This is a genomic window from Nitrobacter sp. MLSD-S21 (assembly GCF_058809865.1).
The window spans coordinates 18518-40192 of the sequence record NZ_JBXASZ010000009.1 but is presented as its reverse complement, the minus strand read 5'-3'; the positions used below and the strand labels follow the sequence as shown (position 1 = coordinate 40192).

Genomic DNA, 21675 nt, shown 5'->3' with positions numbered 1-21675 from the left:
GCTGCCGTGAGGCGACTATTCTCCCTGGCCACTTCCTGCCTCCGCTTTTAGCAATTCATCACTGATTTCCCACGCCGCGTCGATGAAGTCGGCACACTCCATCTCGGCGATCGTGGCGAGCTGAATGAACTCGTATTCGGTGATGGTCCGGCCGCGCAAGGCCTGGCGCACGTGAAGGCGCTTCAGCACATCAAAACATTTCAGGGCAATGAAATGCACAAAGTTCTGCGAGGCGATGCCACTCATGCCCGACGATCCGCCGCGCTGGCGGCGCACCCGCATCGCTTCCTTGCTTTCGGGGTTGATCCAGATGACGTTCGGAAACAGCGGGTCTTCAATGATCGTCGTGAACTGCTCGCCGCCCGGCAACGTCCGTTGCTCGACCGGCACATCCTCCATGCCGGGCGCGGTGTCGCCACAGAGGAGGATATCGGGAATGTCGCTGCCACGGTTGCCGTCGCCTTCCGGGGGCGGGATACGGTCGGCTCCGATCTGGATCGGAAAGGCGCGCACATGCTGCGCCGCTGCTCCATAGCGAACACGAAGCGTGGCCTGGCCTTCCTTGTAGCCAGCCGTGAAACGGCTGTTACGCCCGATAAGCCCCATGCCCGGTTCATCAATCGACGCGTCGATAAGCGCGTCGTCGCGCGGGCCTGCGGGGGTGGCAAAGGTGACGGTCAGCTTGAGACTTTGCCCTTGCAGGAACACTTCGGTCGGAACCGTCACGCTTACGTCGCTTGCCGCCAGCACCTCGCAGACGACATGGTTGGAAGCGATGCGGCCGTCCGCGGCCTCCAGCCAGAATTGCGTTTCACCGGCCTTGACCGCCGACAGCCGATGGTCGGATGCCTCGGTGACGACGCCTTCCGGCAGGGAACGTAGTACCACGCCGTCCGGCTTGACGGGCTTCGTCGAGCCGTCGCTGCTTTGCTCAAGGCACCGAAAGCGAAGGGGAATCGTCGTGCCCTCGATCAAGGCGACCTTATCCTGGTTGTTCTCGAGCACGATGGCGTCGATGCGCTTTCCTAATTTCTTGCGCTTGCGGCGCTCCTTGTCCCCTTGGCCGTCCGTGCCTTTCTTACCGTCGTTTTCATCGTCGTCGGTATCGCCGGCAGTAGCAGGATCGAGGTACTGGCGCATGAGATTGCGGATGCTGTCGAGGACGGATTTTGCCTTTTCGCGGTCGCGCGGCTTGTGGCTGCCGGCCATCGCCTTGTGAAGGGCTTCGGCCAGATCGGTAACGTGGTTACGGGTCCACTCCTCAAGCGCGCGGGTCAAGGGCGTGTCGTTGAGATGGATCCGCTCGGCCCCGGCCAGATGGTGATCGACCAGGGCGGGACAGCGGATTACGCCATAGATGAAGCTGACCGAAGTAAGGGGCACGCCAAGAGCCTGAAGCGGCCAGTTGGCGACGTTGTTGCGGGCATTCCAGAGGCGAATGACGTTGCGGCCCCGCGTTTCCTCGCTGACCTGAAGCTGGCGGAGCGATGTATGCAGCCGCAAAAACCGCTGGCCTGCGCCAGCCGTCATATCGACGAGGTCGCCCGTCTCGGGATCGGGCAGCACGTCCGGGATGGCAAATTCCCGCGGCTGTTCAAATCCGGGATAGGGATCGAGCGAGACCGGTCTGATGGGCCCCGCCACCGTCTTGCCATCGACAACGACCCATACATCACACGTCTCGATGGTCAACGCGGCTTGCCCGTGACTTGCGAGCAGCTCGGCAACCACCTCGCACGCGAGACGCCGCACCTTGTCGATGCGATAGTCCCAATCGACCACGCCGCTGAGAAGAACGCCGGAGAAGGCCTTGCGCTTCTCGAAAGCCGCCTGAGCGGGAGCAGGAAGCTGCTGAAATGTTGCGCCGACCTCAGCGAGGAATCGCTCAAGCTGCTTCTTGGCATTCGGCTCGTCCACGTTCCTCAAGGCAACGCCGTTTTCCCGTCCGAAGCCGGGTTTGTAACGGTCCGCCGCGCGCTCGTTCTTGAAACCCATGCGCGTCCGTTTCCCCTCGAAGCAGGATTCGAGATAAGCGCGCTCGGAGGCGCCGCGCACCATGAAGCCTTTGCCGCCGTTGCCATTGCCGCCCTCAATATCGTCGGCGTGGTCCTTACGGTTGGCGGTGCGGCTCGACCATGTCGTCCAGCCAGTGAAATCATCAAGGCGCGCTCCCGCGAAATCCAGAACGGCCAGGCGGCGCGCCGGCGTATCGGCAAGCACTACGATTTGGCGGAGTTCGAGCTCGACAATTCCAAGGCGCGAATACTGGTCCTTTGAGTTCTTCACCAGTTCCGGCAAGCCGTCGCGCACGCTCCGGAAGCGGCTCATCATCTGATCGAGAGTGTGACCGACATCGATCGGGATTTCGTCCGGCAACACGAAGTCGGTCGCTTCCACCGGGCCGGCTTTTGCGGGGCGCGCGGCGCTAGAGCTTGAAACGGGCATCGGCTTTTCCTTTTGGTGATGAAAAACGATTTTCGACTTCGCTGACCGCATCCTTCAGCGCCTTAATGACCTTGCGGACTTCCGCGTCCTCGAACTCGTAAAGCTGGCGGTTCGACAGGTTGCCGATGCGGCCGATAGCGACCAGCGCGTTGTTGGTCCGGTTTTCCGCCAACGCCCGGAATTTCTCCCGCTTGCCGCCGCTGGACTTGGCTCGCTTGGACGCATCGGCTGTCATGAGATTCCTGTTCTTCGCGCAAAACGCGCAATATGTGAAATGAGTTTATAGATAGTATTTCGGATAAATTTCGTCCACATATTTCGATAAGTATTTTCAATCATATTTTTAATCATAGCGATTCCAGTGGCTTATGGCGTGATGTCTGCTCTGGTTAGGCACGTGGGACGATGGAGGATTGCCGCCGCCGCACCTGCTCGGATAACGTGCTGATAAGATTCAACTTTCGTAGGTGGGGATCGTGTCGCGTTGGACGGGGGAGCCGGATATCGGCGCAGTACTGGAGGCGGCAGACGCCTGGGAAGATCGTTGTTTTGTTGGCGACGGTTCGCTGTTCACGGACAAGAGCCTTTGGACGCTGGCGCTTCTGAACGATGTCCTGAAGCGCTTTGCCGACAACCCGATCGAAGGCAGCAGCCGGGATTTCATCGACAAGTTGTCGGAGCAGATGAAGGGCGCGTCGAAGGAGACGATTCAGGTTGCGGCCGAGGTGATCTGGTTTCTTCTGCTCTTTCCCTCGCCGTCCTCCATGAAGGCCGAGACGAAACGCGAGGCCATCGCCACCGTCTGGTCCTGGTCCGGCGAGCCTTTGCCGGAATCAAAATTCCTCGACGATGCTCACCTTCGCGGCGTGGGGCATCCAGGCACGGCCTATCTCACGCAGCGCCCGGCGGAGTTCGAATATGTTTTGCGGATCGTGATCGCGTTCAAAAGCCTGCCTACCGCGCGGCGGCGCCAGCTGATTCAGGAGAACGCCCCTTGGGACTTCGGGGCATGGCTTGACGAGCAGCCGGGCTCGGACAAGCGTCTCGCGCGAAACGTCTTTCTCTATTTTCTTTTTCCCGACGATATCGAACGCAACACGTCGCGGCATCACCGCGAGCAGATTTACGAGGCGCTGAAAGGAAAACTGCCGCCCGATCAGCGCATTCGTTCGCGCAACAAAAGCCTTCTTGACTACGATCGCGCCATCAACGCCATCCGCAAGGTTCTCGAGAAGGAGCGCGGAACGCACGAAGTCGATTTCTACCAAGACGACATCAAGAACCAGTGGTTTTCGGCATACCGTGAGGGAAGCCGCAAGAATTTCGCCTCATGGCTCGATGCCTATCTCAAGGACCGGGGGTTGCGCCTGAACCAGTCGGGACGCGACACGACCATTCCGCGATTGCGTGACGATCACGCCGTGTCGGAAGCGACGGGCTACTGGAGCGAGGATAGCGGTCTCACCGCCAAGCCGCCGCGCTGGATTCTGCATTTCGATTTGACGAAGCCGGACCTCGCCGCAAGCGTTCCCGAGGGCCACCGCTCCCGTGTGATCGGCTTTGCCAACACCAAGGGCGGCGATTCCGGCGCGCTCGGCGTGCGTATCCTGCCGGTTGCCAAGCTTGGCGACGACGCCTTTCAGATCATCGAGACGTGGGAATGGCTGCTGCTGTTCTGTTTTCCGCATGGCCTCAAGATCGGATCGTCAGGGCAAGCCTTCGACGACTTTGATCCCGCGACCGGCATCCTCACCTACATGGGCGAAACGCAGCCCTATATTTTCGCGGGCTTGCTCTGCCTCAACAGCCCCGAAGAAAGCTTTTCCGCGAACATCAACGGCGCGACGAAGCACATCACCTACCGCGAGGCGACAGACGCCGTGGCGAGGCTCATCCACGTTGCGGAGGCCGCGCATGGCTGAGCCGATCCATGTTTTCAGCCTGATCGACGAAGCCGACCAGGATACGGTCAAGGCAGCCATTCAAACCGCCTATCAGCATGCCGGTCCGTCAAGCCGGCATACGGCGTCGCCCGCGCAACTGAAAGCGGAAGAAGAATCCGATACGGGCGGACTTGAGCCCGGCGAGCCGCTGAAACTGACGCCGTTCGAGGATCTGATCGGCATTGATCCAGGCGTCTATCGCCAGATCGAAGCCGCGGTCAATTCCGGCAAGCAGCATCTTATGTTCTATGGACCGCCGGGCACGGGAAAGACGACGCTCGCGCGATGGCTGGCCGGGGTCCTCAACGGCCGCAACTGGACCTTGATCACCGGGTCGGCGGACTGGAGTTCGCAGGACATCATCGGCGGCTATCAGCCGATGGCCGGCGGTACGGTTAAATTCTTTCCGGGCGTGCTGCTGCGGGATTTTGACCGGCCGCTGATCATCGACGAACTGAACCGCTGCGACATCGACAAGGTCATTGGTCCGCTTTTCACTGTCCTTTCGGGGCAATCGACCACGCTTCCGTACCGCCTCGACGCAGGCGACGCCGACAGCCCGCAATACACCATCCTGCCCGCGGCCAAATCCGATGCCGCGCCCCATGAATATGCTCCCGGCGCCGCGTGGAGGCTCATCGCCACGATCAACTCCATCGACAAGGCCTCGCTCTACCAGATGAGCTATGCCTTGAGCCGGCGCTTCGCATGGATTTACGTGGATGCGCCTTCGGATACGGCGGGATTCGTTCGGGATTACCTTGAGAAAGTGCTCGGACGAGAAACGCATGGCACCGGCGCGTCGCCTCTCGCCGCGATATGGAACGCGGTCAACGCGGTGCGCCTGCTCGGCGGCGCCCCGGTCATTGACGCCATTCATGCGATGGGACGCCTCGCTCCGAGCGCCGATCTTCTGGCCGCGCCCGAGGGCGAAGCCCAGCTGGCCTATCTTGACGTCTTCGACCTTTATTTCCTGCCGCTGCTCGACGGCATCCTGAGGCACGAGGCCGATAACATCGCCGCTGGCGTCATCGCCGCCCTTGGCCTAGCGGAAGATGCGCCTGAAGCCGCGCGGTTGAAGCGGCGGCTGCAAAGCGTGGCCGTCTAGGATGGACGCCGCGGCCTTCGACCGATCCGTGATCGACTACGCCGCGGCGGTTTTCCTGCGTTACTTTTCGGCGGCGCAACGTCTTTCCATGGATCAGCCATCCCTCGTGATGAGGCGCGACCGGGACCTGCTGCGCCTGCACTGGTCGCTCTCGAAGCCGGTATCCGAGCTTGTTTCCTACGTGCTTGCGAACCGGCACGAAGTCCAGTCGGTGCTGAATAGCGAAGCGCGAGTCGAGGACGGCGTTCTGCGGGGACGCCTCGATGCCATCAGGACCGTGCGGTTGCGAAGAGTGTCCGGTTTGGAAACCGCCGTTGTCGGCAACGAGCCGACCCGCTCCTACAGTTCGGGCGCCAATCAGGTGTTGGGCTGGGTTGTCATGGAAGCGTGGGCGCTCGCGTCCCGTTTCTCCGTGGTGACATTGGATAGCGCCGGCTACCGGGATCGCATCGACCAGGCGCGCCAGCATCTCGATCAGTGCCGAAGACTACAAAGCATCGCGCAACTTGCGGATAGCAAGGTCTTGAACCGACGGCCCACCGCCGCGGCTATCACGGAAGCAAGCCGTTCCCGGCGCCGGCTTTATCACAAGGCGACGGAGGCCTACCGCTATCTTCTCAAAGTCGAGAGCGGCGATCCGGAAACGATCACCGCCATGTTGCGCGAGACGATGCTTGGTCCGCTCGAGCCGTGGCGCTGCTTTGAACTAGCGGTCGGTTTGGGCGCGGCCGAGGCGCTTGCTGCCGCGCAACAAAAGCCCCTCACGTTAAACCTTCTCGTGGGCGACACACGGCGCTACCTCGCGCGGACCGGCGATTTTGGAATCCATTGGCAGTCCCGGACGGATTATTATCAGGCGCCCGAGCCCGAGCCTTCCGAAGCACGAGAGCGGAGCATTCTTGCGGCATACGGGATTTCGGAGGGCGCGGACCGTCCCGATCTGGTCATCATAGACCATGCACGAAACGCCGTGGCCGCGATCATCGAGGTCAAATACCTGACCGGCGAGGACGCGACCGACCGGCTAAAAAGCGCGGTCGGCCAGATCGTGCGCTATGCGCGGGGTTACGCGCAACCCGATGAACTTGACCGCCTGATCGGCAGCAGCGTCGCGGTGATGAGCCAGGGAATCGCGGGCCTCACGCTGTCCAAGCTTCCGCCAAACGTCCCGCGCGTCGCCGATTTCGCTGGCATCAGGCGGGAAGTTCTTGCTCCTTGGGCTGCGGCGCTTTGCGGCGGCGGGTCCCTTCCTTCCTTTTGATTTTCGGGGAGCGCTTGGCGCCGCCATCGGCAAACAACAGCTGCTTATCCTCGTCGATCGCCAGCGAGCAAGGGGCGGCGATTTCATAGGTGACTTCCTTCTCCTTGCTGGTCGGCATGATCGGTTTGGCGAAGCGGGCGACGGCGCCTTGCAGGTATTCTTCGGAAAGCTCGCAGCAAATCCAACGGCGCTTCGTGGCCTCGGCGACGGCGCCCGTGACGCATGAGCCTGCAAACGGGTCGAGTATCAGGTCGCCGGGATCGGTCAGCATGCGGATGAAATATTCCGGCAACTGGGCGGGAAAGCGCGCCGGGTGAATGGGAATATTGTTGTCGCGGCAGTATTCCTGATAGCGGCTGGTCGATTCCGTGTTGGCGATGGCGAGCAGATTGGGCGGCACCGATCCGCCGTTATCGACCTGAAACTTCTCCGAAATGTCATGGCCGGACGGACGAAGCTTAGCGACGTAGCCGTTCTTGAGCAGATCACGCATCGACTTGCTGTAGGGCTGCAGAATCCTTCGGTTATTCGCCTTCGGGAACGGCGTCTTGGAGAGCCACCACACGCAGTTCACGGCGTCCTTCACCCGCACGCGGCGCACGTTGACCCATTCGGCTGGGGTGGGAAGCTTGGATGGATTCCACCAGTAGTGCTCTTGACAGAGATGAAATCCAAACTCCTCGACCAACATGATAAGAAGCTTGAAATGATACAGGCTGCGGGTGGGTTGTCCCCGCACCCAGGCACCGCCGATATCAATGACGAGACTGCCATCATCTTTCAGGACGCGCTTGAAACCTTCAGCGAACGGCCGGAACCACTCGCAATACTGCTCGGCGTCCTCGTTGCCGTAGCTCTTCTTGCGGACCAGGCCGAACGGCGGACTGGTCATAATGAGATCGACGGAATTTTTCGGAGCGCTGAAGAGATAGGAGCGGCTATCCCCCCACATGACCTCGCCGAAGGAGGTGTGGTGAAAGGAGCGGATATTTTTCTTTGGAAATTTGCTTTCAAAATCCGACATCACGTTGATCGGCGGCGGCTGGCTGACGTTAGCCACCAACAACGAGCGAAGATATTCGGACACCGATTTATATCCTCGGGCCTCAGCATCCCGTTCGATCTGACGCCGTTCGCTGGTGGTGAGACGGACATTGGCGACGGCGGAACGGGGCTTATGAGCGCGTGGGCGAGGCATGGCATTCCTTACGTGTTACAGAGCGACGCTAGCTGACTCGTATTTGTATGACAACAACCAAATGAGCTAGAACGCGCGATTGCTAAAAAATGCATCACGAGGCGCCCCGGCGAACTCCTACTAAACTATTGATATATCATTATATTTATTCGCGAGCGCTTCTGCTTCTTTGCGCGGGCTGTGTTACAAATTGGATATTTCGTAATGACGCATCGCAGATTTGCGTGCCCGTCCGATCTGTCGATCGAATCCAGTCTGCAGGGAAACGGGCCATCACCGCACAGGGACCAGCAGACCAATGAGTTTCACACTCCACCCGCGAAAATCGTGGGATTACTTGGCAATCGAAATCGGAGCCAACTGAGGTGCGCTGGTTTATAACTTCGGCCGTAGACCTCGGCGACGCGCGCGGACAATGACCGCGTATCGATCAACCATCACAATGGGCGGGAAAGGAGTCGCGACATGCCCGTAGTTGAACTATCGGCCACACCAAAAGGCAATGGCTACCAGGCGACAGTGACATTTCCGGACGGAGTCTCGATGAGTTCGGCAGAGACCTATCCGACAGTCGGCGAAGCCATCGCCGCCGCGGCAATGAAGCTGCTCGACATGCCCGATCGCCTCGCGAGGCTGGATCAGCCTAGTGGTTGACCCGCCGAGGCCGTGCAGTCCCCACGCGTTTTGCAGGCCTGGTTTCGTGACGGTCGCGATACCGAGACTTCTGACGATCCCTACATGGTGATCGATCAGGCCAAGCCAACGAAACGACTTTGCAAGCAGTGCATGCCCGTTACTTCGCATCCACTCCCCATGGGCCATGATGACACGCTGACAATTCCAGCTGAGCGCTTTGGCTCGCGCCCGCCGTGCCGGCGCGCGGTTGATGAACGATAGTCTCCATTCGCGGGGCGCGCCGGCCTGGTCCTGCGTGAAGCCATCAAGGCGTGCGAGGAGGCGAAACCAACCCCAGTGCTTGCGGAGAAAGCGATCGCTGAAAGTCTGGACCAAGTCGGCGACGATCGCCGTGCCGGAGGGCCGGTGAAAGAACACGACCTCGTCCATGGCGAACGAGCCGCGAAACCAGGCCTAGTCGATGTCGGGAAGCCAGTCTTGCGGCGGATTGTCCGTGAGCGGCTCGCGGAACGATAAGTCGGACCGGTAGATGGTGGAGCCGAACACCCAAAGTCCCATCAGGTTCAAAGACAGGCCTTTGAACAGCGCGGCGGTCACGACCGCAAGGTCGTGGTGTTGCACTCGTCCGACTGGGCGCACCGGATCTATTTCACGCGCCCCGAGTCGGAGCTGCTGCGTCCGCCGCCTCCTGGATCTCTCGGCGTCGAAACGGTGCGAACCGGACGCAATGCCGCCGTCGGCTCATCGCCGCTCCCGGCGTTCTTCGTCGCTCGCGTGCTCGTCATATCTGGCCGTGCATCTAGATTTCGCCTGTAGTGCGAGCCCTTACGCCGTTTGCGACGGCGGATTAGCGAAACCATCTGGAACACGATCCAACAAGGGGTTATGAATCGTGCGGGGCAGTACGCGCTGCCCTGGGGCGTCGAAACCCCTCTGTTACCGGTTGGTGCCGGCCGACACGGCACCGCACTCCTTGACCTTATGGTCGGGGAGCCTGTGGCGTATGCAACAGGTTCATCCGAACTAAAGGCCACGGGGCCGTGTAACAGCGGTTTTCGAACTCCCCGATCACCAAGAGTCACCGAGTTTTGTTTGCGGGGGCGTACCGCAGACACTGTCTCGCCGGGAGAGTTCGAGTGGTCAGGGCTGGGGAGCTGCAGAACAGCTTGCTCGAGTCGCAGGCGGTCGCAGCCCACCGCGCCTACGTCGAGGCGCTGGCGGCATGGGAGCGCGCGTTCCACGCAGCGAGTTGTCTGGCCTGTCGGCCCGAAGGCACCACCGACCAGGAGCACGCGCTTCGCTGCGCGTCTGCCGAGGCCGAGAAGGAGCGCCGGCGCGTTGTCTTCCGCGACCTGTGCGACGGGCTCGGCTACGTGCCCGACGGCCACGGCGTCGCCCTTCCGCCTGAGGGCTGCCCATCGCCCTCCGGCGCCGGCTAGCCCCAAACCTGTCTTCGCAGTCCTTGGCACCACGCCTGCAATGTGGAACTCACGGTGGCAATGGTCTTTTCTGACCATACCGGCACCGCGTCATGCGTGGCCAACTCGGCTTTTCCAGCAAGCCGAGGAGTCGCCGATGCTCAAGGTCATTCCCGGCTCGGACGTCAGCCGCCACACGGCGCTGATGGACCGGGCCTTCCGTTTCCGCCATGCGGTCTTTGTCGAGAGAAGGGTTGGGAGGACCTGCGGCAGCCTGACGGGCGCGAGCGCGACAGGTTCGACGACGCACATGCGATCCACCAAGTCTGCATCCGCGGCGACAAGATCGTCGGCTACCAGCGACTGCCATCGACGTCGCGCCCGCACCTGCTCAACCACGTGCTGACGGACTGATGCCGTCGCCGCCCGCGCGTGTTCGAGTGGACGCGCTTCTGCGTCGCACACGGCCACCGCGAGATGCGGCCGCGCAGCGACAGTCCTTTCCTCGAGCTCGCGCAGGGCCTCGTCGAGTGAGGGATGGCGAGCAAGGTCGACACCGCCACGGTCGCGATCGACTGGCGACTGATGGTGCTCGCCATGCAGCTTCGCTTCTTCATCCGTCCCCTCGGGTTTCCGAAGCGCATCGGCCGAGACGAGGTGGTCGCGCTGCGCATGTCCTTCAACCGCGAGCCGCTTGAGGCCATCCAAGCCGTGCGGGCCACTGGCGAGCCCGTCTACGTGGACGCGCCCTTGCCCTCGGCGGCGTAACCAACCCGAATGCGAGAAAGAGGAAATGCCTGTGATACGGACTGCTGATACCAAGATCGTCGCGCACGAGCTGCACGCCCGCTACGACCATCTGAGAGCGCTCACCCTGATCGGCAGGACTTTGCAGAAAGCCCTGTTCGCCGGCCGCTCCGACGAGGTCGTGTTCTGGGCACTGGTGCACGCGCATTACCGCGGCGGTAACCTCTGCACGTCGACGGAAGAGCAACTGAACTTCTTCGCCCCCTTCATCGTCCGCGACCCGTCCGAGGTGAATTGACAGAGCGACCGCCTAGACGTCACTCGGATTGACGACGATCGATGCGCTCGCAGCGGTCGGCGGGTTGGCAGCGATGCCGGTCGAGGTCGGGAAGTCGCCTGGCCCGGAGGGGCCGCAGACGGCCTGGCCGTTCTGGCAGTTCGGATCCGCCATCGCGCGCGCATTGTTCGCCATCTTGCAAATGGTCGTGCCGTTGATGTCGGCGAATCCAGAGCATTTGCCTGAATTCAACATCTTCTGGCAATTGCCGGTGCCGAGTTGGATGCACGCCGCGATAAAGCTGGCGTCTACCTTCTGGCTATCGAAGGTTGATAACGAGGCGAGTTGCCGGACGGCAGGCGAGTTGTAGCCATCGTTGGTCAGCCTCGCCCAAGAGTCGACCTGCTTCTGCAACGACATGCATCCGTAGCCGGCTCGATCCGTTCCGGCGTACTTCTGGACGTTGGCATTGTTGAGCTGGAAGATGCCGGTGCAGCAGCTCCCGTTGTAGTTGCCTTTGTTGCCGCCCGACTCGAAGCGACCCAGACCGCCAAGCGAGCATGAAGTTCCCTTGAGGTCGTCCCGCAGCGGAGAGTTCCTCACGGCATCGGTGATATCCTGGGCGGAGTAGTGGGTGCGCTCGCAGTATTGCCCCGCCGTCGCCAGCTCGGATCCCAGCCAGAGAAGGCCCGCGCAAAAGACAAAGATGAACAGCAGGCTGACGAGACGCGTGCGCATGGTTTCCTCCGCATCCTGCTTCATTTGAGGGAGTAGGTCCGCGCGCAACCCGGCACCTCGCGGCCTCCGATGGTCGTGCGGAAGCTGATCGTGCCCGCGGCCGGGTCGTAACGCGTGTAGGAGTTGTCGTTGCGGTTTTTCGCTGAAAGGTCGGGGTCGGTGTGGTCTGTGTAGCAGCCAGTGTCTGACTTGACGGTCAGAACCTTGCCGTTCTCGATGGTGACGATGCGCAGAGGGCAGATCGACGGTTCGATCCCGGCGCCCTTGTCGTTGGCCCCGCTTTCGCAGGCACGCGAGAGCACCGTGCTGACGATGATCATGCGGTCGCCGTCGCGATAGGTCGACGTGAGCGCGGTGACCAGCGCGTTCCTGCCGCCGAGCGGTCGCTTCAGTTCATCGGTGACGTAGGCGTTGGCCTCGCGGATGACGTCGGGCCAGACGAGCGTCTGCAACGGGTCGGTCGGCGAGGGGACCTGGAAATCGTGGTAGCTCATAGCCTGCCACCGGCCGGCGGCTTGATCCTGCGCGCCCGCGACGCCTGGAATCGCGAACAGCGCGATAATCGAAAGGGTGAATCTGAATCGCATCGAAGCATCCTGACGCTGAGATGGCCGATCAGCATGGCACGGCCGCAGGCGCGGTCCAGGCCGCGCGCGAGCGCGCCCCGCAGGTCGCCTTGACGGCGCTGGAAGCGGGCGTGACACAAGGATGGACTGGCCAGCGGCATTTCATGGCGGATACAGCGCGATGTTTTGCGAGCAGCCATCGACGGCCTGATGATCGATGATGACGCCGGTTTTCACGATCTTGGCCGCAACGTCGTAGGACGCGTAAGACACAGCTTGGTTCGGCTCGCCGCTGTCGCCTCCGGCACGCGAAGCGAGCTCGAGAAAGCAGGCGCGACCACCGTCAAGGGTCCGGACCTGAAGCCCCTCGTAGATCGCGATCCGCAATGGACACAGTTTAACGGTCGCGCCAGCGGTCGCGCGCAACTCCTTGAGCGTGCAGCCGGTGACAGTGTTGAGGATGGAGAGCACGACGGATTTAGTGCGGCTCCAAATCACGAAATGGGCCTCTGTTGCGGGGGCGTTGCGATCCGAGAAGCGGAGATCGCCGCGCGCTTTGTAAGCGCGATTATTGACCTCAACGGCGTCCTTCCATATATCAAGATAAGTCGCGGTCTGCGGAGCGGGCGTCTGCAGGTTCACATACGACATCGGTCGCCAGGCTCCCGGGTCGGGCGTCAGGGATTGCGCATGAGCGCCAGCGGAAAAATCGACCATCATTAACCCCGCGACCAGGGCACATGCATAGCGCCGTCCGACCGGCCACCCTCTTGACGAATAATATCTAATATATTGTCTATTTGTTGTAGACGCCAGCTCTCGGCCCACCACCCGTCTCCTACTCGTAGCGGGGCCGGCCCGGGACCCACCACCAAAAGTCCTTCGGAGATCGCTCGCGGTTGCGCCAGGTAGCGGCAATGCGTGGTGGATGGACGGGCTGCATATTCCACACCGCGTCGTAATAGTAGAAGTTTGCCGTCTTGCGCCGCGCGCGCCGACCGGAACTGTCCAGAAAATCTGTCGCACAATGGACGACGGGGCCGCGATAGCGCGTCACACGCGCGGTTTGTTCATCAATCGCGCCCGGCTTGCAGCCGAATAGCCAAATCGAGGCGGGGTGGGTGCGATCCACCGGCGCTGTCGCGAGCAGACGACGATAGGCTGCGTTTGCCTCGGGCTGCGTCGGGTAGGCAAAGCGTTCCGTCAGCACCGGCGCGAAGGTCGACCTGTCCGGCGCGTACTCGAGCCGGCCCGGCTTCACCTGGTCGGGGTTGTAAAGCGGCTCCGGCCTCGGAGGACCGGTGTCCACAAAGGGTCGAGCCGGAGCGGCGCAGCCAGTCAGCGCGATCAGTAGTGGCGTCACCAGGCAATGACGTCGGCGGATCATGGCACCGCCTCATCACGAAACGTCGACAGCGTCTTGGCGTCATAGCTCTCGCGCCAGTCCCACGGCATCTGGAAGGTGCTCGACCACAGACCGTGGTAGGCCTTGCGCGCATCTTGCTCGGCCAGCGCGTAGCCGCGGACCCCCGGATCGTCCGGCGTTGCCGGCGTCGCCACGGCTACTCCTTCGCGCACCATGTCGGCGGCGATGTCCGGGTGGCCTGCGGACGCGCACCGCACAAGGTGTTCGCCTGCGTCATCGCGCACCGTCGTGCAGGCCAGCCACGTGTTGAGCGTCGCCGTCACGAGCCAGGCCGTCGCCATCGTACCGCAGGGCCAAGACTGGCGGCCGAGACGCGCCGACTGCTCCGGCGCGCAGGTGTCGATGCCGTAGAGCCGGTACACTTGGTGGGTCTCGATATCACGGAAGCGCGTGCCGTCGATCACCTCGACGCGCAGGGGCGGCGACTGAACAGCGGCCTTCGGCGAATAGACGCTGGGCGCGGGGACAGGCGCCTGCGCGACCCCTGCCGAACCGTTCAGCAAAATCAGACTCGACAGCATGCCGGGCACCAGGCTACGCGGCCGCATCGTCGCGCGATCCGAGATCGAGCTTGTGGAAGACGTTGGCTATGATGTCGGTCGTGTAGATGGTCTCACCGTCTTTCTTGTAGGAGCCGTCGGCGATCCGGCATTCCGCGTAGATGGCGTCGCCCTTGGCGACGTTCGCGATCGCCCATGCAGCCGCGTTCTCATTGAGGATGGTGACCGTCACCCAGTCCGTCTCCTCGCGCCGCTCGCCCTTGCCATCGGTCCACGCGCGGTCGGTCGCGACATTGATCTTGGCGGCCTTGTTGAACGCTTTCGGCGTCTGGCCGACCCGACCGCGCAGGATGAACAGGTTCGTGGTTCTCAAGGCTTCTCTCCTACTGTGGTGTGGGGATTCGAGGGTGTTGGCGACTGCGTCGTCGACGAGAGCGGGGCGGGTGACTGCGGCGGCGCCTGCTCGTGGAGCGCGCGCAGGATGATCGCGTTCGGGTCAGGGAGATCGGGGAACGCCCACAGGCCGGCCTTGGCGCGCTGTGCAACAAGCTGCGCGACGAAGTAGGGAGCGTGGACAGGCTGTCCGTCCGGCTTCAATGCGGCGAAGGCGAACCCGGTCGCGATCAACGCCGTCCCGAGATCGATGCGCGACCCTGCGCCTGCGCCGGCCACGCGAGTTGCAACGCAGAAGACGAAGATAGTCCTGGTCTCGGGTTGCTCTGCGGCGTCGTAGCACCGCGGACGCAGATCGCGCATGAGCGCGACCAGCATCGCGAGCGACGCCTCGCCGCAGTCACGCTGAAGGCCGTGTGCGTTGGTGAAGCTCGTGTCACGCAGGCAGGACTGGACGCCATAGAGACGATAGGTGACGCCGGCGTCAGACCAACTGTCGCCGGTGAGGTAGAAAGCGTTCGCCGGCACCGGAAACCAGCGGGAGGCCGGCGTTTCCGCGAACGCTGCGCTGAGCGTGAGCAGCGGCGCGACAATTCCGGCGAGAATGCGGGTCCGCCTCATCTCAATAGCCCTGCAGCGAGAAGTAGAAGCGTTGCGTGCCGTTCACGGTGCTGATGTCGACGTAATAGGGATCGCTGCGCGGATCCCGCGCCGTCGTGGAGTACGTCGTGTTGCATCCGCCGTCGCCGCAGCGCAGACCCTGTTGGGGCTTCGAGAGGTCAGCGCAGAAATTGCCGTTGGGCACCTCCGACACATCGCCTGCGCCATCGGGCCCTGACTGAACCGGCGCCAGCCCCGCAGGGCACGCTTGATAAGGCTCATAGCCAAGAGCACTGGCGTTGCCCTCGGAGCAGAACGGCCGACCTCCGCCCGTCGTCAACTGGTGAAACAATGCCTGCATGACCGGCACGCAATAGGGAATGCCCGACCAGCCGGACGCGCTGGCAGCTGCGCACAGCAGCACTTTGCACCCGAACGACGCATCTTGCGCGTATCCGCGCTCAACCGCACCGAGCGCGCGCAAGAGGCCGACGGCCACCGACCGGGGTGCACCGCGCTTCATCCAACCTCCGGAAGTGAGAGCAGGGGACGGAAGCGAATATCCTGTTGCCAATGTCATCGCGGCACGATATCAACATCTAATATATTGTCTATTGGATAATGAAGGCGAGGTGACATGTCGACTCGCATCACGGCGATCGGGTTCAGCATCCTGGCCGCTCTGGGCAGCGCGCACGCGCAGGATACAGCCAAGCCGGCCCGGCTCGCTGCCGTCGATGCCGCGGGCAAGGTGCTCCCCGCCGAAACGCCGCCGGCTTCGATCGAACGCATCGACAGCGCGTTTGCCGCCGTCGCGCCGTGTCCGGGCGTCAAGGCGATAGGGACGGACGACGCGCGCGCCCTCGTGCTGCGCATCGCGACCGAGGAGAACCTCTCACCGGGCTTTGTCCAGGCCGTCGCAAAAAACGAGAGCCACTTCAATTCGATCGCCCTCTCAGACAAAGGCGCATTCGGCTTGATGCAGTTGACACCGGAGACGGCCACACGCTTCAAAGTCAACCTCTGCGATCCCGCCGACAACGTCCGTGGCGGCGTTCGCTTTCTCCGCGCCTTGCACGAAAAATACCGGAATCCGTTCTTCATTCTCGCCGCCTACAACGCAGGCGAGGGTGCGGTGAAACAGAATCGCGGCGTCCCCCCGTTTCCCGAGACGGTCCGCTTCGTGGCGCAGGTCATCAACGATTTCTATGTCTGGCCGTCGCCGGCCGGAGCACGCGGTCTCAACGCGCGCGACCGAATGACCGGTCCTGCGGACGTGATCGAGCCGGGCGCGCCAAGTGCCGTCGCTTCGGTCAAGGCGGCTCCTCAGGCGTACTGGAACGACGGATTCGTCATGCATGTCGATTGAAACGGAGGATCGTATGAGGAAATCGTGGTCGCGCTGGCCCCTTGCCGGAACGCTGTTGGTGATGAGCATCACTGAGGCGGCGGCGCAGAGTGGCGGCACGCTGCAGCCGGTCCAGTCGACGCTGACCCAGTTGGTGTCGGCGCTGACTGGTCCGATCGCCACCGCGCTCGCGACGCTCGCCGTGATCGCGTGCGGCTTCTTCGCCTGGTCGGGCCGGCTGACTTGGGGCATCGCCGGCAGCGTCATCTTCGGAATCGTGCTGGTGTTCGGCTCCGCGCAGATCGTTCAGTTCTTCCAGTCGGCGGTCGGCCAATGACGGAGAACGAGCTCGAGGACCCGCTCATCACCCCACTCGTCAAAGCGCTCACGCGCGCGCCGACGCTGATGGGGGTCCCGTACATGTATTTCATGTTCAACGGCGTGGTCTCGAGCGTGTGCTTCCTCATTTCGCACAACTTGCTTCTGCTCCTGGCGGCGATCCCGCTGCACCTGTTCGGCTTCGTCATGACGCTGCGCGACGACCGCATCTTCGAGATCCTGTTCGTGAAGTCCACGAAATGCCCGCCCCGTTCGCGCGCCTTCTGGGCGGCGGACAGCTACGCGGCGTGAGGGAACGCCATGGTCGCGCGCGCACTGCTCGACGAATTGACATACGGGGCGGTGTCGCGGCGGGAGCGGCCGGTCGCCTCGCACCTGCCTTACACGCGGCACGTCGACGACCACGTCATCAGGACGCGCGACGGCCTCGTCCTCACCATCCTGAAGCTGGACGGCTACTCCTTTGAGACCTCCGACATGAGCGAGGTCAACTCGCGACTGCTCGGCCGCAACGACGTCGTCCGCACCCTCGCGAATTCGAGGTTCGCGCTCGCATGCCACATCGTGCGGCGGGAGGTTCAGCCCCGCATCGAGTCGACTTTCGACAATCCCCTTTGCCGAGAGCTCGCCGAGCGCTATGACGCGGCGCTCTCGAAGCGCCGAATGTTCGTCAACGACATCTACCTGACGATTGTCCGCAGGCCGCTGCAGGGGCAGGCCGGCACGTTCGACGCGATGCTGACCAAGGTCCTCGGCCGCAAGGACGAGTCCGGCTCATCGGTCGCCGGGCAGACGGCCCTGACCGAGCTGCGCGATGCCGCGACTGCTGTGCGCGAGAACCTCGCCGGCTACGGCGCCCGCCAGCTGGGCGTCGTGCGGCGGGACGGCGTGTGGTTCTCCGAGCCCTTGGAGTTCCTGGTCCAGCTCGTCAACGGCGGCATGCCTCGCTCGATGCACTTGCCGCGCATGGACCTGTCGGACGCGCTCTCGACGAAGCGCATCTTTTTCGGGCGCAACGCCATCGAGGTTCGCGGGGCAGGGCCGGACGACACGCGGTTCGGCGCGATGGTCTCGATCCGCGAGTACCCGTCGCAGACGGGGCCTGGCTCGTTCGACAACCTGCTGCGCGTTCCCCACGAGTTCATCGCGACGCAGACCTTCGCCATCGTGGACCGGCCGGAGGCGGCCAAGCAGATAGACCGCGTGTCGCGGCAGGTCGACATGTCGGACGAGGCCGGCTCCATCGTCGCCGAGCACCTCGACGACGCGCGCGACGAACTGCTCGCCTCGGAGGCGATCTACGGCGAGCACCACATGACGGTGATGTGCCTCGGCCGCGACCTCCCGGAGGTTGGGGCGGCGGTCACGGCTGTCGGCGCCGCGCTCACGGACAGGTCGGTGATCTGGACGCGCGAGGACCTCAATTGCGAGCCGGCATTCTGGGCGCAGCTCCCCGGCAATTTCCAATACATCGCGCGGAAGGGCGTGATCTCGTCGAAGAACTTCGCCGGCTTCACGTCGCTGCACAACTACCCGAGCGGCCGGACGGACGGCAACCACTGGGGGCCGGCGATCTCGGTGTTCGAGACGACGTCTCAGACGGCCTACTACTACAACCACCACGTCCGCGACATCGGCAACTTCACGGTCGTAGGGCCGACCGGGTCCGGGAAGACCGTCTTCCTGTCGTTCATCGCCGCCCAGACGCAGCGCGTCCTGCCGCGGCCGAAATTGCTGTTCGTCGACAAGGACCGCGGCGCCGAGATCTTCATTCGCGCCCTCGGCGGACAGTACGAGACACTGGTCCCCGGCGAGCCGACCGGCTTCAACCCGCTGTCACTGCCGGACAGTGCGCCCAACCGAGAGTTCCTCTACCAACTCTTCGCATTCATGCTGAAGCCCGCGAACGGCGCGGACCTCAGCGCGTCCGAGGAGCAGGTGATCCGCAACGCGATCGCGGCGGCGCTCACGGGCGGCCCCGCGGGCCGAACCCTCAAGGCCTTCTCGACGCTGCTGCGCGGCCGCATCAGGGCAGGTGAGGGCGACCTGCTTGCGCGGCTGGAGAGCTGGATGCGGCCAGACCAGCGCGGCTGGCTCTTCAACAACGACGAGGACCAGTTCTCGCTTTCGAGCGTGTTCGGCTTCGACATGACTCGCGTGCTCGACGACCCCGTCATCCGCACGGCGGCCCTGATGTACATCTTCCATCGGACGGAGGAGATGCTCACGGGCGACCCCGTGATGATATTCCTCGACGAGGGCTGGCGGCTCCTCGACGACGACGTCTTCGCGTTCTTCATCCGCGACAAGCTCAAAACGATCCGCAAGCAGAACGGCATCGTCGGCTTCGGCACGCAGTCCGCCGGCGACATCGTGCGCTCCAAGGCGTCGAACACGCTGATCGAGCAGACCAGCACCAACATCTTCTTCCCGAATCCGAAGGCCGACGACGAGAGCTACAGGCAAGCCTTCCGCCTGTCCGGCCGCGAGGTCGCGTGGATCCGAGGGACGGTGCCGGAAAGCCGTTCGTTCCTGATCAAGCACGGCCGCGACAGCGTCGTCGCGCGGCTCAACCTCGCCAGCATGCCCGACCTCATCAAAGTCTTGTCCGGACGCACCGAGACGGTCGCGGAGCTCGACGCGTTGCGCGCGCGTGTCGGCAACGACCCTTTGGTGTGGCTGCCGATCTTCATGGGGAGGAGCGAGGCATGAGGCTCGGGGTGGCGATCCTCACTGTGACACTGCTATGCGGCGCTGCGCCCGCGCTGGCGGACATTCCCGTCGGCGACGCCGCCCAGTTGACGCAGCGCTCTCAGACGGCGGCGACAACGGTCAAGCTCGTGCCGGTGACGACGCAGCGGCAGGGCGCGAACAGCGGCGTCAAGTGCGCGGTCACCACGGGCAAGAAGGCGAACATCACGGACCCCACCGTGCAGCCGCAGGCGGGGGCCGGCAGCCAGGCGATCAAATCCTACGCCCCCGACCAGCCGCCGGCGCCCGACCCGGCTGCGCAAGGCGCCGCCCTCAACAGCCAGACGCTTTTCAAGTCGAGCGGCGACGTCATGGCCGGTCTCGACGCCAGCCGCTCGACGATGTCGGCCACGTCGTCGACGCTTCAAGCCGCCGGCCAGCAGGTCGGGACGGCGCCGACCGTGATGGCTGCGATCGACATGAACAGCGCAGCGAGGCTGCAGAACAACCTCGCGTGGAACAGTGCGATCGGCTCGGCCAACCTCTGGGTGACGGCGCTGAACGCCCTGAACCTGGCGATGACGAGCGACATGAGCCGCTCGGCGCTCGGCATGCGCGCAACGACCGACGCCGTGCGGCCGACGTCCGGGTCGGCGTGCCCCGCCCGCATGGTCGGCTCCGGGACGGCCGCCGACCCCTGCCGGGCGCCGTCGGCCTGTTTGACAACCCCGCCGGGATCGCCGCCGGACCCTGCGTGTGTGAGCGCGCGCTACCTCGACACCGACGGCAACGTCGTCTTTTACCTTGCGAGAGCTCAGAGCGCCCTCGCCAGCAATACCGGCACCAACGCAGCGCTGACGGTCACTGAGGTGATAGCGGCCCTCGCCGCGATTTCCGCCAACAGCCGATAGGGAGGACGCGATGCGCCGGATTCTCATGCTCGCAGTATTCGCATCATCGTTGGCAGGCGCTGTGCCGGCGATGGCGCAGGTCCCAGTGATCGACAGCGCCAACCTCGCCAAGGCTCAGCAGATCGCGACCAGCACGCAGCAGATCCTCAGCGCCGACCAGCAGATCCTCCAGTATACGCAGAAGACACTGCAGGCCGTCACCGGCGACCGGTCCTCGCAGGCCCAAGGCACGCTCGCGAAGATGGCGCTCGGCGGCGGCTTCTCGATGGCCCAGGCGCCGTCGCTCGGATCGGTGATCTCAGGCGGAGCGCTGTCTTTCGCCGGCATGGGGTCGGCATCCCAGAACATCGTCTCCACGCTGATCAACGGCCTGCAGCTCGTGCAGACCATCACCGGCCTCGTGAACGGCCAGTCCCATCCGGCGGACACCGCCTACAAGAACTCCGTCAACGTGGCCGCAACCCTTTCGGGGCTCATCACCTCGACGCAGGGCGCGGTGCTGCTGCGGTCGTCAGCCTTCACCCAGGGTGGCCAGCAGATCGGCAAGGCCCAGGACCTGAAGGGCAGCGTCGACCAGAACACGCAAGTGCAGATCCAGACCGGGCAGACGATCAACGAGCTCAATGGCGTCGTCAACAACGCGGCGGCGGCAGCGAACCAGGCCAACCTCGACCGCATCGCGGCGGAGTCCTCCGCCGCCCGCGCGATGAAGTTCATGCAGCAGTAAAGCAGGGGAGGGGACATGTCGAAGCGTAGCCTCATTCTAGCCGCCGTCGCGGCGGCCATCGCCTACGCCGCCGGCCGCTACGCGCTCCTGCAGGGGCCGCGACAGTCAGCTGAAGTCGGCGCGCGCGCCCCGCAGGACGACGGGGCGAAGGCCGCCTCGCACGCGATGACGTTCACGCAGCCGAAGGCGCCCGCCCAGTGAAGAGGGGATACGCACTATTCATCCTGGCATTCACCGCCCTCGCGCTCGGCGGCTGCGCCTACAAGCCTTTGAAGGCACCCTGCTCCCCCGACGAGGGCGGGACGCCGCTCGCCTATTCCGACATGCAGCCGGCGCCCGCGCCGCCCCAGGCCTTCAAGGCGATCGACCACTGCGGTCCGATGCGGCCGATCTGAGAGGGGCG

At 63.5% G+C, this 21675-nt stretch carries 29 protein-coding genes; 17 read left to right on the top strand and 12 right to left on the bottom strand.

Annotation, left to right across the window (positions count from 1 at the left end; translation table 11 throughout):
* Positions 1 to 15: 15 nt before the first annotated feature.
* Positions 16 to 1692 carry a hypothetical protein gene (locus AC1RT6_RS18700; RefSeq protein ID WP_472791622.1) on the bottom strand — a complete coding sequence of 559 codons (1677 nt, stop codon included), beginning with the start codon at positions 1690 to 1692 and terminating at the stop codon, positions 16 to 18.
* A gap of 6 nt (positions 1693 to 1698) precedes the next feature.
* Between AC1RT6_RS18700 and AC1RT6_RS18695 the strand changes: the two genes are divergently transcribed.
* Positions 1699 to 2277 (top strand): hypothetical protein, encoded by a 579-nt coding sequence (locus AC1RT6_RS18695; RefSeq protein ID WP_493029589.1) that lies wholly within the window; start codon positions 1699 to 1701, stop codon positions 2275 to 2277.
* A 148-nt stretch (positions 2278 to 2425) separates the two neighbouring features.
* Here AC1RT6_RS18695 and AC1RT6_RS18690 read toward each other — a convergent pair whose 3' ends face one another.
* The gene (locus AC1RT6_RS18690) at positions 2426 to 2680 is read right to left on the bottom strand and encodes a hypothetical protein (protein WP_472791624.1); all 255 of its coding nucleotides are present in this window, start codon (positions 2678 to 2680) and stop codon (positions 2426 to 2428) included.
* 241 nt (positions 2681 to 2921) lie between these two features.
* Between AC1RT6_RS18690 and AC1RT6_RS18685 the strand changes: the two genes are divergently transcribed.
* From AC1RT6_RS18685 to AC1RT6_RS18675, 3 genes are read left to right on the top strand one after another with little or no spacing between them, the layout of a single operon-like run.
* The gene (locus tag AC1RT6_RS18685; protein WP_472791625.1) at positions 2922 to 4367 is read left to right on the top strand and encodes a hypothetical protein; all 1446 of its coding nucleotides are present in this window, start codon (positions 2922 to 2924) and stop codon (positions 4365 to 4367) included.
* On the top strand, positions 4360 to 5496 hold the full coding sequence (locus AC1RT6_RS18680; protein ID WP_472791626.1) for an AAA family ATPase: 1137 nt from the start codon (positions 4360 to 4362) through the stop codon (positions 5494 to 5496). The genes AC1RT6_RS18685 and AC1RT6_RS18680 overlap by 8 nt, the downstream gene beginning before the upstream one ends.
* Before the next feature lies 1 nt (position 5497).
* Positions 5498 to 6757 (top strand): hypothetical protein, encoded by a 1260-nt coding sequence (locus AC1RT6_RS18675; protein ID WP_472791627.1) that lies wholly within the window; start codon positions 5498 to 5500, stop codon positions 6755 to 6757.
* Here AC1RT6_RS18675 and AC1RT6_RS18670 read toward each other — a convergent pair.
* Complete coding sequence (locus AC1RT6_RS18670; RefSeq protein ID WP_472791628.1) at positions 6690 to 7955, bottom strand: DNA-methyltransferase; 1266 nt, start codon at positions 7953 to 7955, stop codon at positions 6690 to 6692. The genes AC1RT6_RS18675 and AC1RT6_RS18670 overlap by 68 nt on opposite strands.
* A 465-nt stretch (positions 7956 to 8420) precedes the next feature.
* On the opposite strand from AC1RT6_RS18670, the gene AC1RT6_RS18665 reads away from it, so the two are divergent.
* On the top strand, positions 8421 to 8609 hold the full coding sequence (locus AC1RT6_RS18665; RefSeq protein WP_472791629.1) for a hypothetical protein: 189 nt from the start codon (positions 8421 to 8423) through the stop codon (positions 8607 to 8609).
* Between the two features lie 435 nt (positions 8610 to 9044).
* On the opposite strand, the gene AC1RT6_RS18660 is transcribed toward AC1RT6_RS18665, so the two are convergent.
* Positions 9045 to 9212 (bottom strand): hypothetical protein, encoded by a 168-nt coding sequence (locus AC1RT6_RS18660; protein ID WP_472791630.1) that lies wholly within the window; start codon positions 9210 to 9212, stop codon positions 9045 to 9047.
* 515 nt (positions 9213 to 9727) lie between these two features.
* On the opposite strand from AC1RT6_RS18660, the gene AC1RT6_RS18655 reads away from it, so the two are divergent.
* The 4 genes from AC1RT6_RS18655 to AC1RT6_RS18640 all read left to right on the top strand — a co-directional run bounded on the left by AC1RT6_RS18655 (position 9728) and on the right by AC1RT6_RS18640 (position 11054).
* Positions 9728 to 10030, top strand: coding sequence for a transcriptional repressor TraM (locus AC1RT6_RS18655; protein ID WP_472791631.1), 303 nt, complete (start codon positions 9728 to 9730; stop codon positions 10028 to 10030).
* A 54-nt stretch (positions 10031 to 10084) separates the two neighbouring features.
* Positions 10085 to 10423, top strand: a complete 339-nt coding sequence (locus AC1RT6_RS18650; RefSeq protein WP_472791632.1) for a hypothetical protein — start codon at positions 10085 to 10087, stop codon at positions 10421 to 10423.
* Between the two features lie 123 nt (positions 10424 to 10546).
* The gene (locus tag AC1RT6_RS18645; protein ID WP_472791633.1) at positions 10547 to 10777 is read left to right on the top strand and encodes a hypothetical protein; all 231 of its coding nucleotides are present in this window, start codon (positions 10547 to 10549) and stop codon (positions 10775 to 10777) included.
* Between the two features lie 31 nt (positions 10778 to 10808).
* On the top strand, positions 10809 to 11054 hold the full coding sequence (locus tag AC1RT6_RS18640) for a hypothetical protein (RefSeq protein ID WP_472791813.1): 246 nt from the start codon (positions 10809 to 10811) through the stop codon (positions 11052 to 11054).
* A 12-nt stretch (positions 11055 to 11066) separates the two neighbouring features.
* Here AC1RT6_RS18640 and AC1RT6_RS18635 read toward each other — a convergent pair whose 3' ends face one another.
* From AC1RT6_RS18635 to AC1RT6_RS18600, 8 genes are all read right to left on the bottom strand, one after another.
* Positions 11067 to 11771, bottom strand: coding sequence for a hypothetical protein (locus AC1RT6_RS18635; RefSeq protein ID WP_493029588.1), 705 nt, complete (start codon positions 11769 to 11771; stop codon positions 11067 to 11069).
* A 20-nt stretch (positions 11772 to 11791) separates the two neighbouring features.
* Positions 11792 to 12358: a hypothetical protein gene (locus AC1RT6_RS18630; RefSeq protein WP_472791635.1), complete on the bottom strand. Its 567-nt coding sequence runs from the start codon at positions 12356 to 12358 to the stop codon at positions 11792 to 11794.
* A 141-nt stretch (positions 12359 to 12499) separates the two neighbouring features.
* Positions 12500 to 13054 (bottom strand): hypothetical protein, encoded by a 555-nt coding sequence (locus AC1RT6_RS18625; protein WP_472791636.1) that lies wholly within the window; start codon positions 13052 to 13054, stop codon positions 12500 to 12502.
* A gap of 121 nt (positions 13055 to 13175) precedes the next feature.
* Complete coding sequence (locus tag AC1RT6_RS18620; RefSeq protein ID WP_472791637.1) at positions 13176 to 13724, bottom strand: hypothetical protein; 549 nt, start codon at positions 13722 to 13724, stop codon at positions 13176 to 13178.
* Positions 13721 to 14311: a thermonuclease family protein gene (locus AC1RT6_RS18615; RefSeq protein ID WP_472791638.1), complete on the bottom strand. Its 591-nt coding sequence runs from the start codon at positions 14309 to 14311 to the stop codon at positions 13721 to 13723. Before AC1RT6_RS18615 ends, AC1RT6_RS18620 begins: the two co-directional genes overlap by 4 nt.
* The gene (locus AC1RT6_RS18610) at positions 14298 to 14636 is read right to left on the bottom strand and encodes a single-stranded DNA-binding protein (RefSeq protein ID WP_472791639.1); all 339 of its coding nucleotides are present in this window, start codon (positions 14634 to 14636) and stop codon (positions 14298 to 14300) included. The genes AC1RT6_RS18615 and AC1RT6_RS18610 overlap by 14 nt, the downstream gene beginning before the upstream one ends.
* The gene (locus tag AC1RT6_RS18605) at positions 14633 to 15277 is read right to left on the bottom strand and encodes a thermonuclease family protein (protein ID WP_472791640.1); all 645 of its coding nucleotides are present in this window, start codon (positions 15275 to 15277) and stop codon (positions 14633 to 14635) included. The genes AC1RT6_RS18610 and AC1RT6_RS18605 overlap by 4 nt, the downstream gene beginning before the upstream one ends.
* A 1-nt stretch (position 15278) precedes the next feature.
* Positions 15279 to 15779: a hypothetical protein gene (locus AC1RT6_RS18600; RefSeq protein ID WP_472791641.1), complete on the bottom strand. Its 501-nt coding sequence runs from the start codon at positions 15777 to 15779 to the stop codon at positions 15279 to 15281.
* Between the two features lie 114 nt (positions 15780 to 15893).
* Here AC1RT6_RS18600 and AC1RT6_RS18595 point away from each other — a divergent pair, with 114 nt between their 5' ends.
* Genes AC1RT6_RS18595 through AC1RT6_RS18560 form a run of 8 tightly spaced genes read left to right on the top strand, consistent with a single transcriptional unit; the run spans position 15894 to position 21667 of the window.
* Positions 15894 to 16625, top strand: coding sequence for a lytic transglycosylase domain-containing protein (locus AC1RT6_RS18595; RefSeq protein WP_472791642.1), 732 nt, complete (start codon positions 15894 to 15896; stop codon positions 16623 to 16625).
* 13 nt (positions 16626 to 16638) lie between these two features.
* Positions 16639 to 16941: a TrbC/VirB2 family type IV secretion system protein gene (locus AC1RT6_RS18590; RefSeq protein ID WP_472791643.1), complete on the top strand. Its 303-nt coding sequence runs from the start codon at positions 16639 to 16641 to the stop codon at positions 16939 to 16941.
* Positions 16938 to 17234, top strand: a complete 297-nt coding sequence (locus tag AC1RT6_RS18585; protein ID WP_472791644.1) for a VirB3 family type IV secretion system protein — start codon at positions 16938 to 16940, stop codon at positions 17232 to 17234. The genes AC1RT6_RS18590 and AC1RT6_RS18585 overlap by 4 nt, the downstream gene beginning before the upstream one ends.
* A 9-nt stretch (positions 17235 to 17243) precedes the next feature.
* Positions 17244 to 19655, top strand: coding sequence for a VirB4 family type IV secretion/conjugal transfer ATPase (locus AC1RT6_RS18580; protein WP_472791645.1), 2412 nt, complete (start codon positions 17244 to 17246; stop codon positions 19653 to 19655).
* A complete protein-coding gene (locus AC1RT6_RS18575; RefSeq protein WP_472791646.1) occupies positions 19652 to 20545 on the top strand; it encodes a hypothetical protein in 894 nt (297 codons plus the stop codon). Before AC1RT6_RS18580 ends, AC1RT6_RS18575 begins: the two co-directional genes overlap by 4 nt.
* A 10-nt stretch (positions 20546 to 20555) precedes the next feature.
* Positions 20556 to 21272 carry a type IV secretion system protein gene (locus tag AC1RT6_RS18570; protein WP_472791647.1) on the top strand — a complete coding sequence of 239 codons (717 nt, stop codon included), beginning with the start codon at positions 20556 to 20558 and terminating at the stop codon, positions 21270 to 21272.
* Between the two features lie 15 nt (positions 21273 to 21287).
* Positions 21288 to 21473 carry a hypothetical protein gene (locus AC1RT6_RS18565; protein ID WP_472791648.1) on the top strand — a complete coding sequence of 62 codons (186 nt, stop codon included), beginning with the start codon at positions 21288 to 21290 and terminating at the stop codon, positions 21471 to 21473.
* Positions 21470 to 21667, top strand: a complete 198-nt coding sequence (locus tag AC1RT6_RS18560; RefSeq protein ID WP_472791649.1) for a hypothetical protein — start codon at positions 21470 to 21472, stop codon at positions 21665 to 21667. The genes AC1RT6_RS18565 and AC1RT6_RS18560 overlap by 4 nt, the downstream gene beginning before the upstream one ends.
* Positions 21668 to 21675: the final 8 nt, after the last annotated feature.

Coding starts and splice junctions, on each gene's coding strand:
- AC1RT6_RS18690 (WP_472791624.1), bottom strand. CDS start 2,680: ATGACAGCCGATGCGTCCAAGCGAGCCAAGTCCAGCGGCGGCAAGCGG.
- AC1RT6_RS18680 (WP_472791626.1), top strand. CDS start 4,360: ATGGCTGAGCCGATCCATGTTTTCAGCCTGATCGACGAAGCCGACCAG.
- AC1RT6_RS18675 (WP_472791627.1), top strand. CDS start 5,498: ATGGACGCCGCGGCCTTCGACCGATCCGTGATCGACTACGCCGCGGCG.
- AC1RT6_RS18670 (WP_472791628.1), bottom strand. CDS start 7,955: ATGCCTCGCCCACGCGCTCATAAGCCCCGTTCCGCCGTCGCCAATGTC.
- AC1RT6_RS18665 (WP_472791629.1), top strand. CDS start 8,421: ATGCCCGTAGTTGAACTATCGGCCACACCAAAAGGCAATGGCTACCAG.
- AC1RT6_RS18645 (WP_472791633.1), top strand. CDS start 10,547: ATGGCGAGCAAGGTCGACACCGCCACGGTCGCGATCGACTGGCGACTG.
- AC1RT6_RS18635 (WP_493029588.1), bottom strand. CDS start 11,771: ATGCGCACGCGTCTCGTCAGCCTGCTGTTCATCTTTGTCTTTTGCGCG.
- AC1RT6_RS18630 (WP_472791635.1), bottom strand. CDS start 12,358: ATGCGATTCAGATTCACCCTTTCGATTATCGCGCTGTTCGCGATTCCA.
- AC1RT6_RS18625 (WP_472791636.1), bottom strand. CDS start 13,054: ATGGTCGATTTTTCCGCTGGCGCTCATGCGCAATCCCTGACGCCCGAC.
- AC1RT6_RS18620 (WP_472791637.1), bottom strand. CDS start 13,724: ATGATCCGCCGACGTCATTGCCTGGTGACGCCACTACTGATCGCGCTG.
- AC1RT6_RS18615 (WP_472791638.1), bottom strand. CDS start 14,311: ATGCGGCCGCGTAGCCTGGTGCCCGGCATGCTGTCGAGTCTGATTTTG.
- AC1RT6_RS18605 (WP_472791640.1), bottom strand. CDS start 15,277: ATGAGGCGGACCCGCATTCTCGCCGGAATTGTCGCGCCGCTGCTCACG.
- AC1RT6_RS18600 (WP_472791641.1), bottom strand. CDS start 15,779: ATGAAGCGCGGTGCACCCCGGTCGGTGGCCGTCGGCCTCTTGCGCGCG.
- AC1RT6_RS18595 (WP_472791642.1), top strand. CDS start 15,894: ATGTCGACTCGCATCACGGCGATCGGGTTCAGCATCCTGGCCGCTCTG.
- AC1RT6_RS18590 (WP_472791643.1), top strand. CDS start 16,639: ATGAGGAAATCGTGGTCGCGCTGGCCCCTTGCCGGAACGCTGTTGGTG.
- AC1RT6_RS18585 (WP_472791644.1), top strand. CDS start 16,938: ATGACGGAGAACGAGCTCGAGGACCCGCTCATCACCCCACTCGTCAAA.
- AC1RT6_RS18580 (WP_472791645.1), top strand. CDS start 17,244: ATGGTCGCGCGCGCACTGCTCGACGAATTGACATACGGGGCGGTGTCG.
- AC1RT6_RS18575 (WP_472791646.1), top strand. CDS start 19,652: ATGAGGCTCGGGGTGGCGATCCTCACTGTGACACTGCTATGCGGCGCT.
- AC1RT6_RS18570 (WP_472791647.1), top strand. CDS start 20,556: ATGCGCCGGATTCTCATGCTCGCAGTATTCGCATCATCGTTGGCAGGC.
- AC1RT6_RS18565 (WP_472791648.1), top strand. CDS start 21,288: ATGTCGAAGCGTAGCCTCATTCTAGCCGCCGTCGCGGCGGCCATCGCC.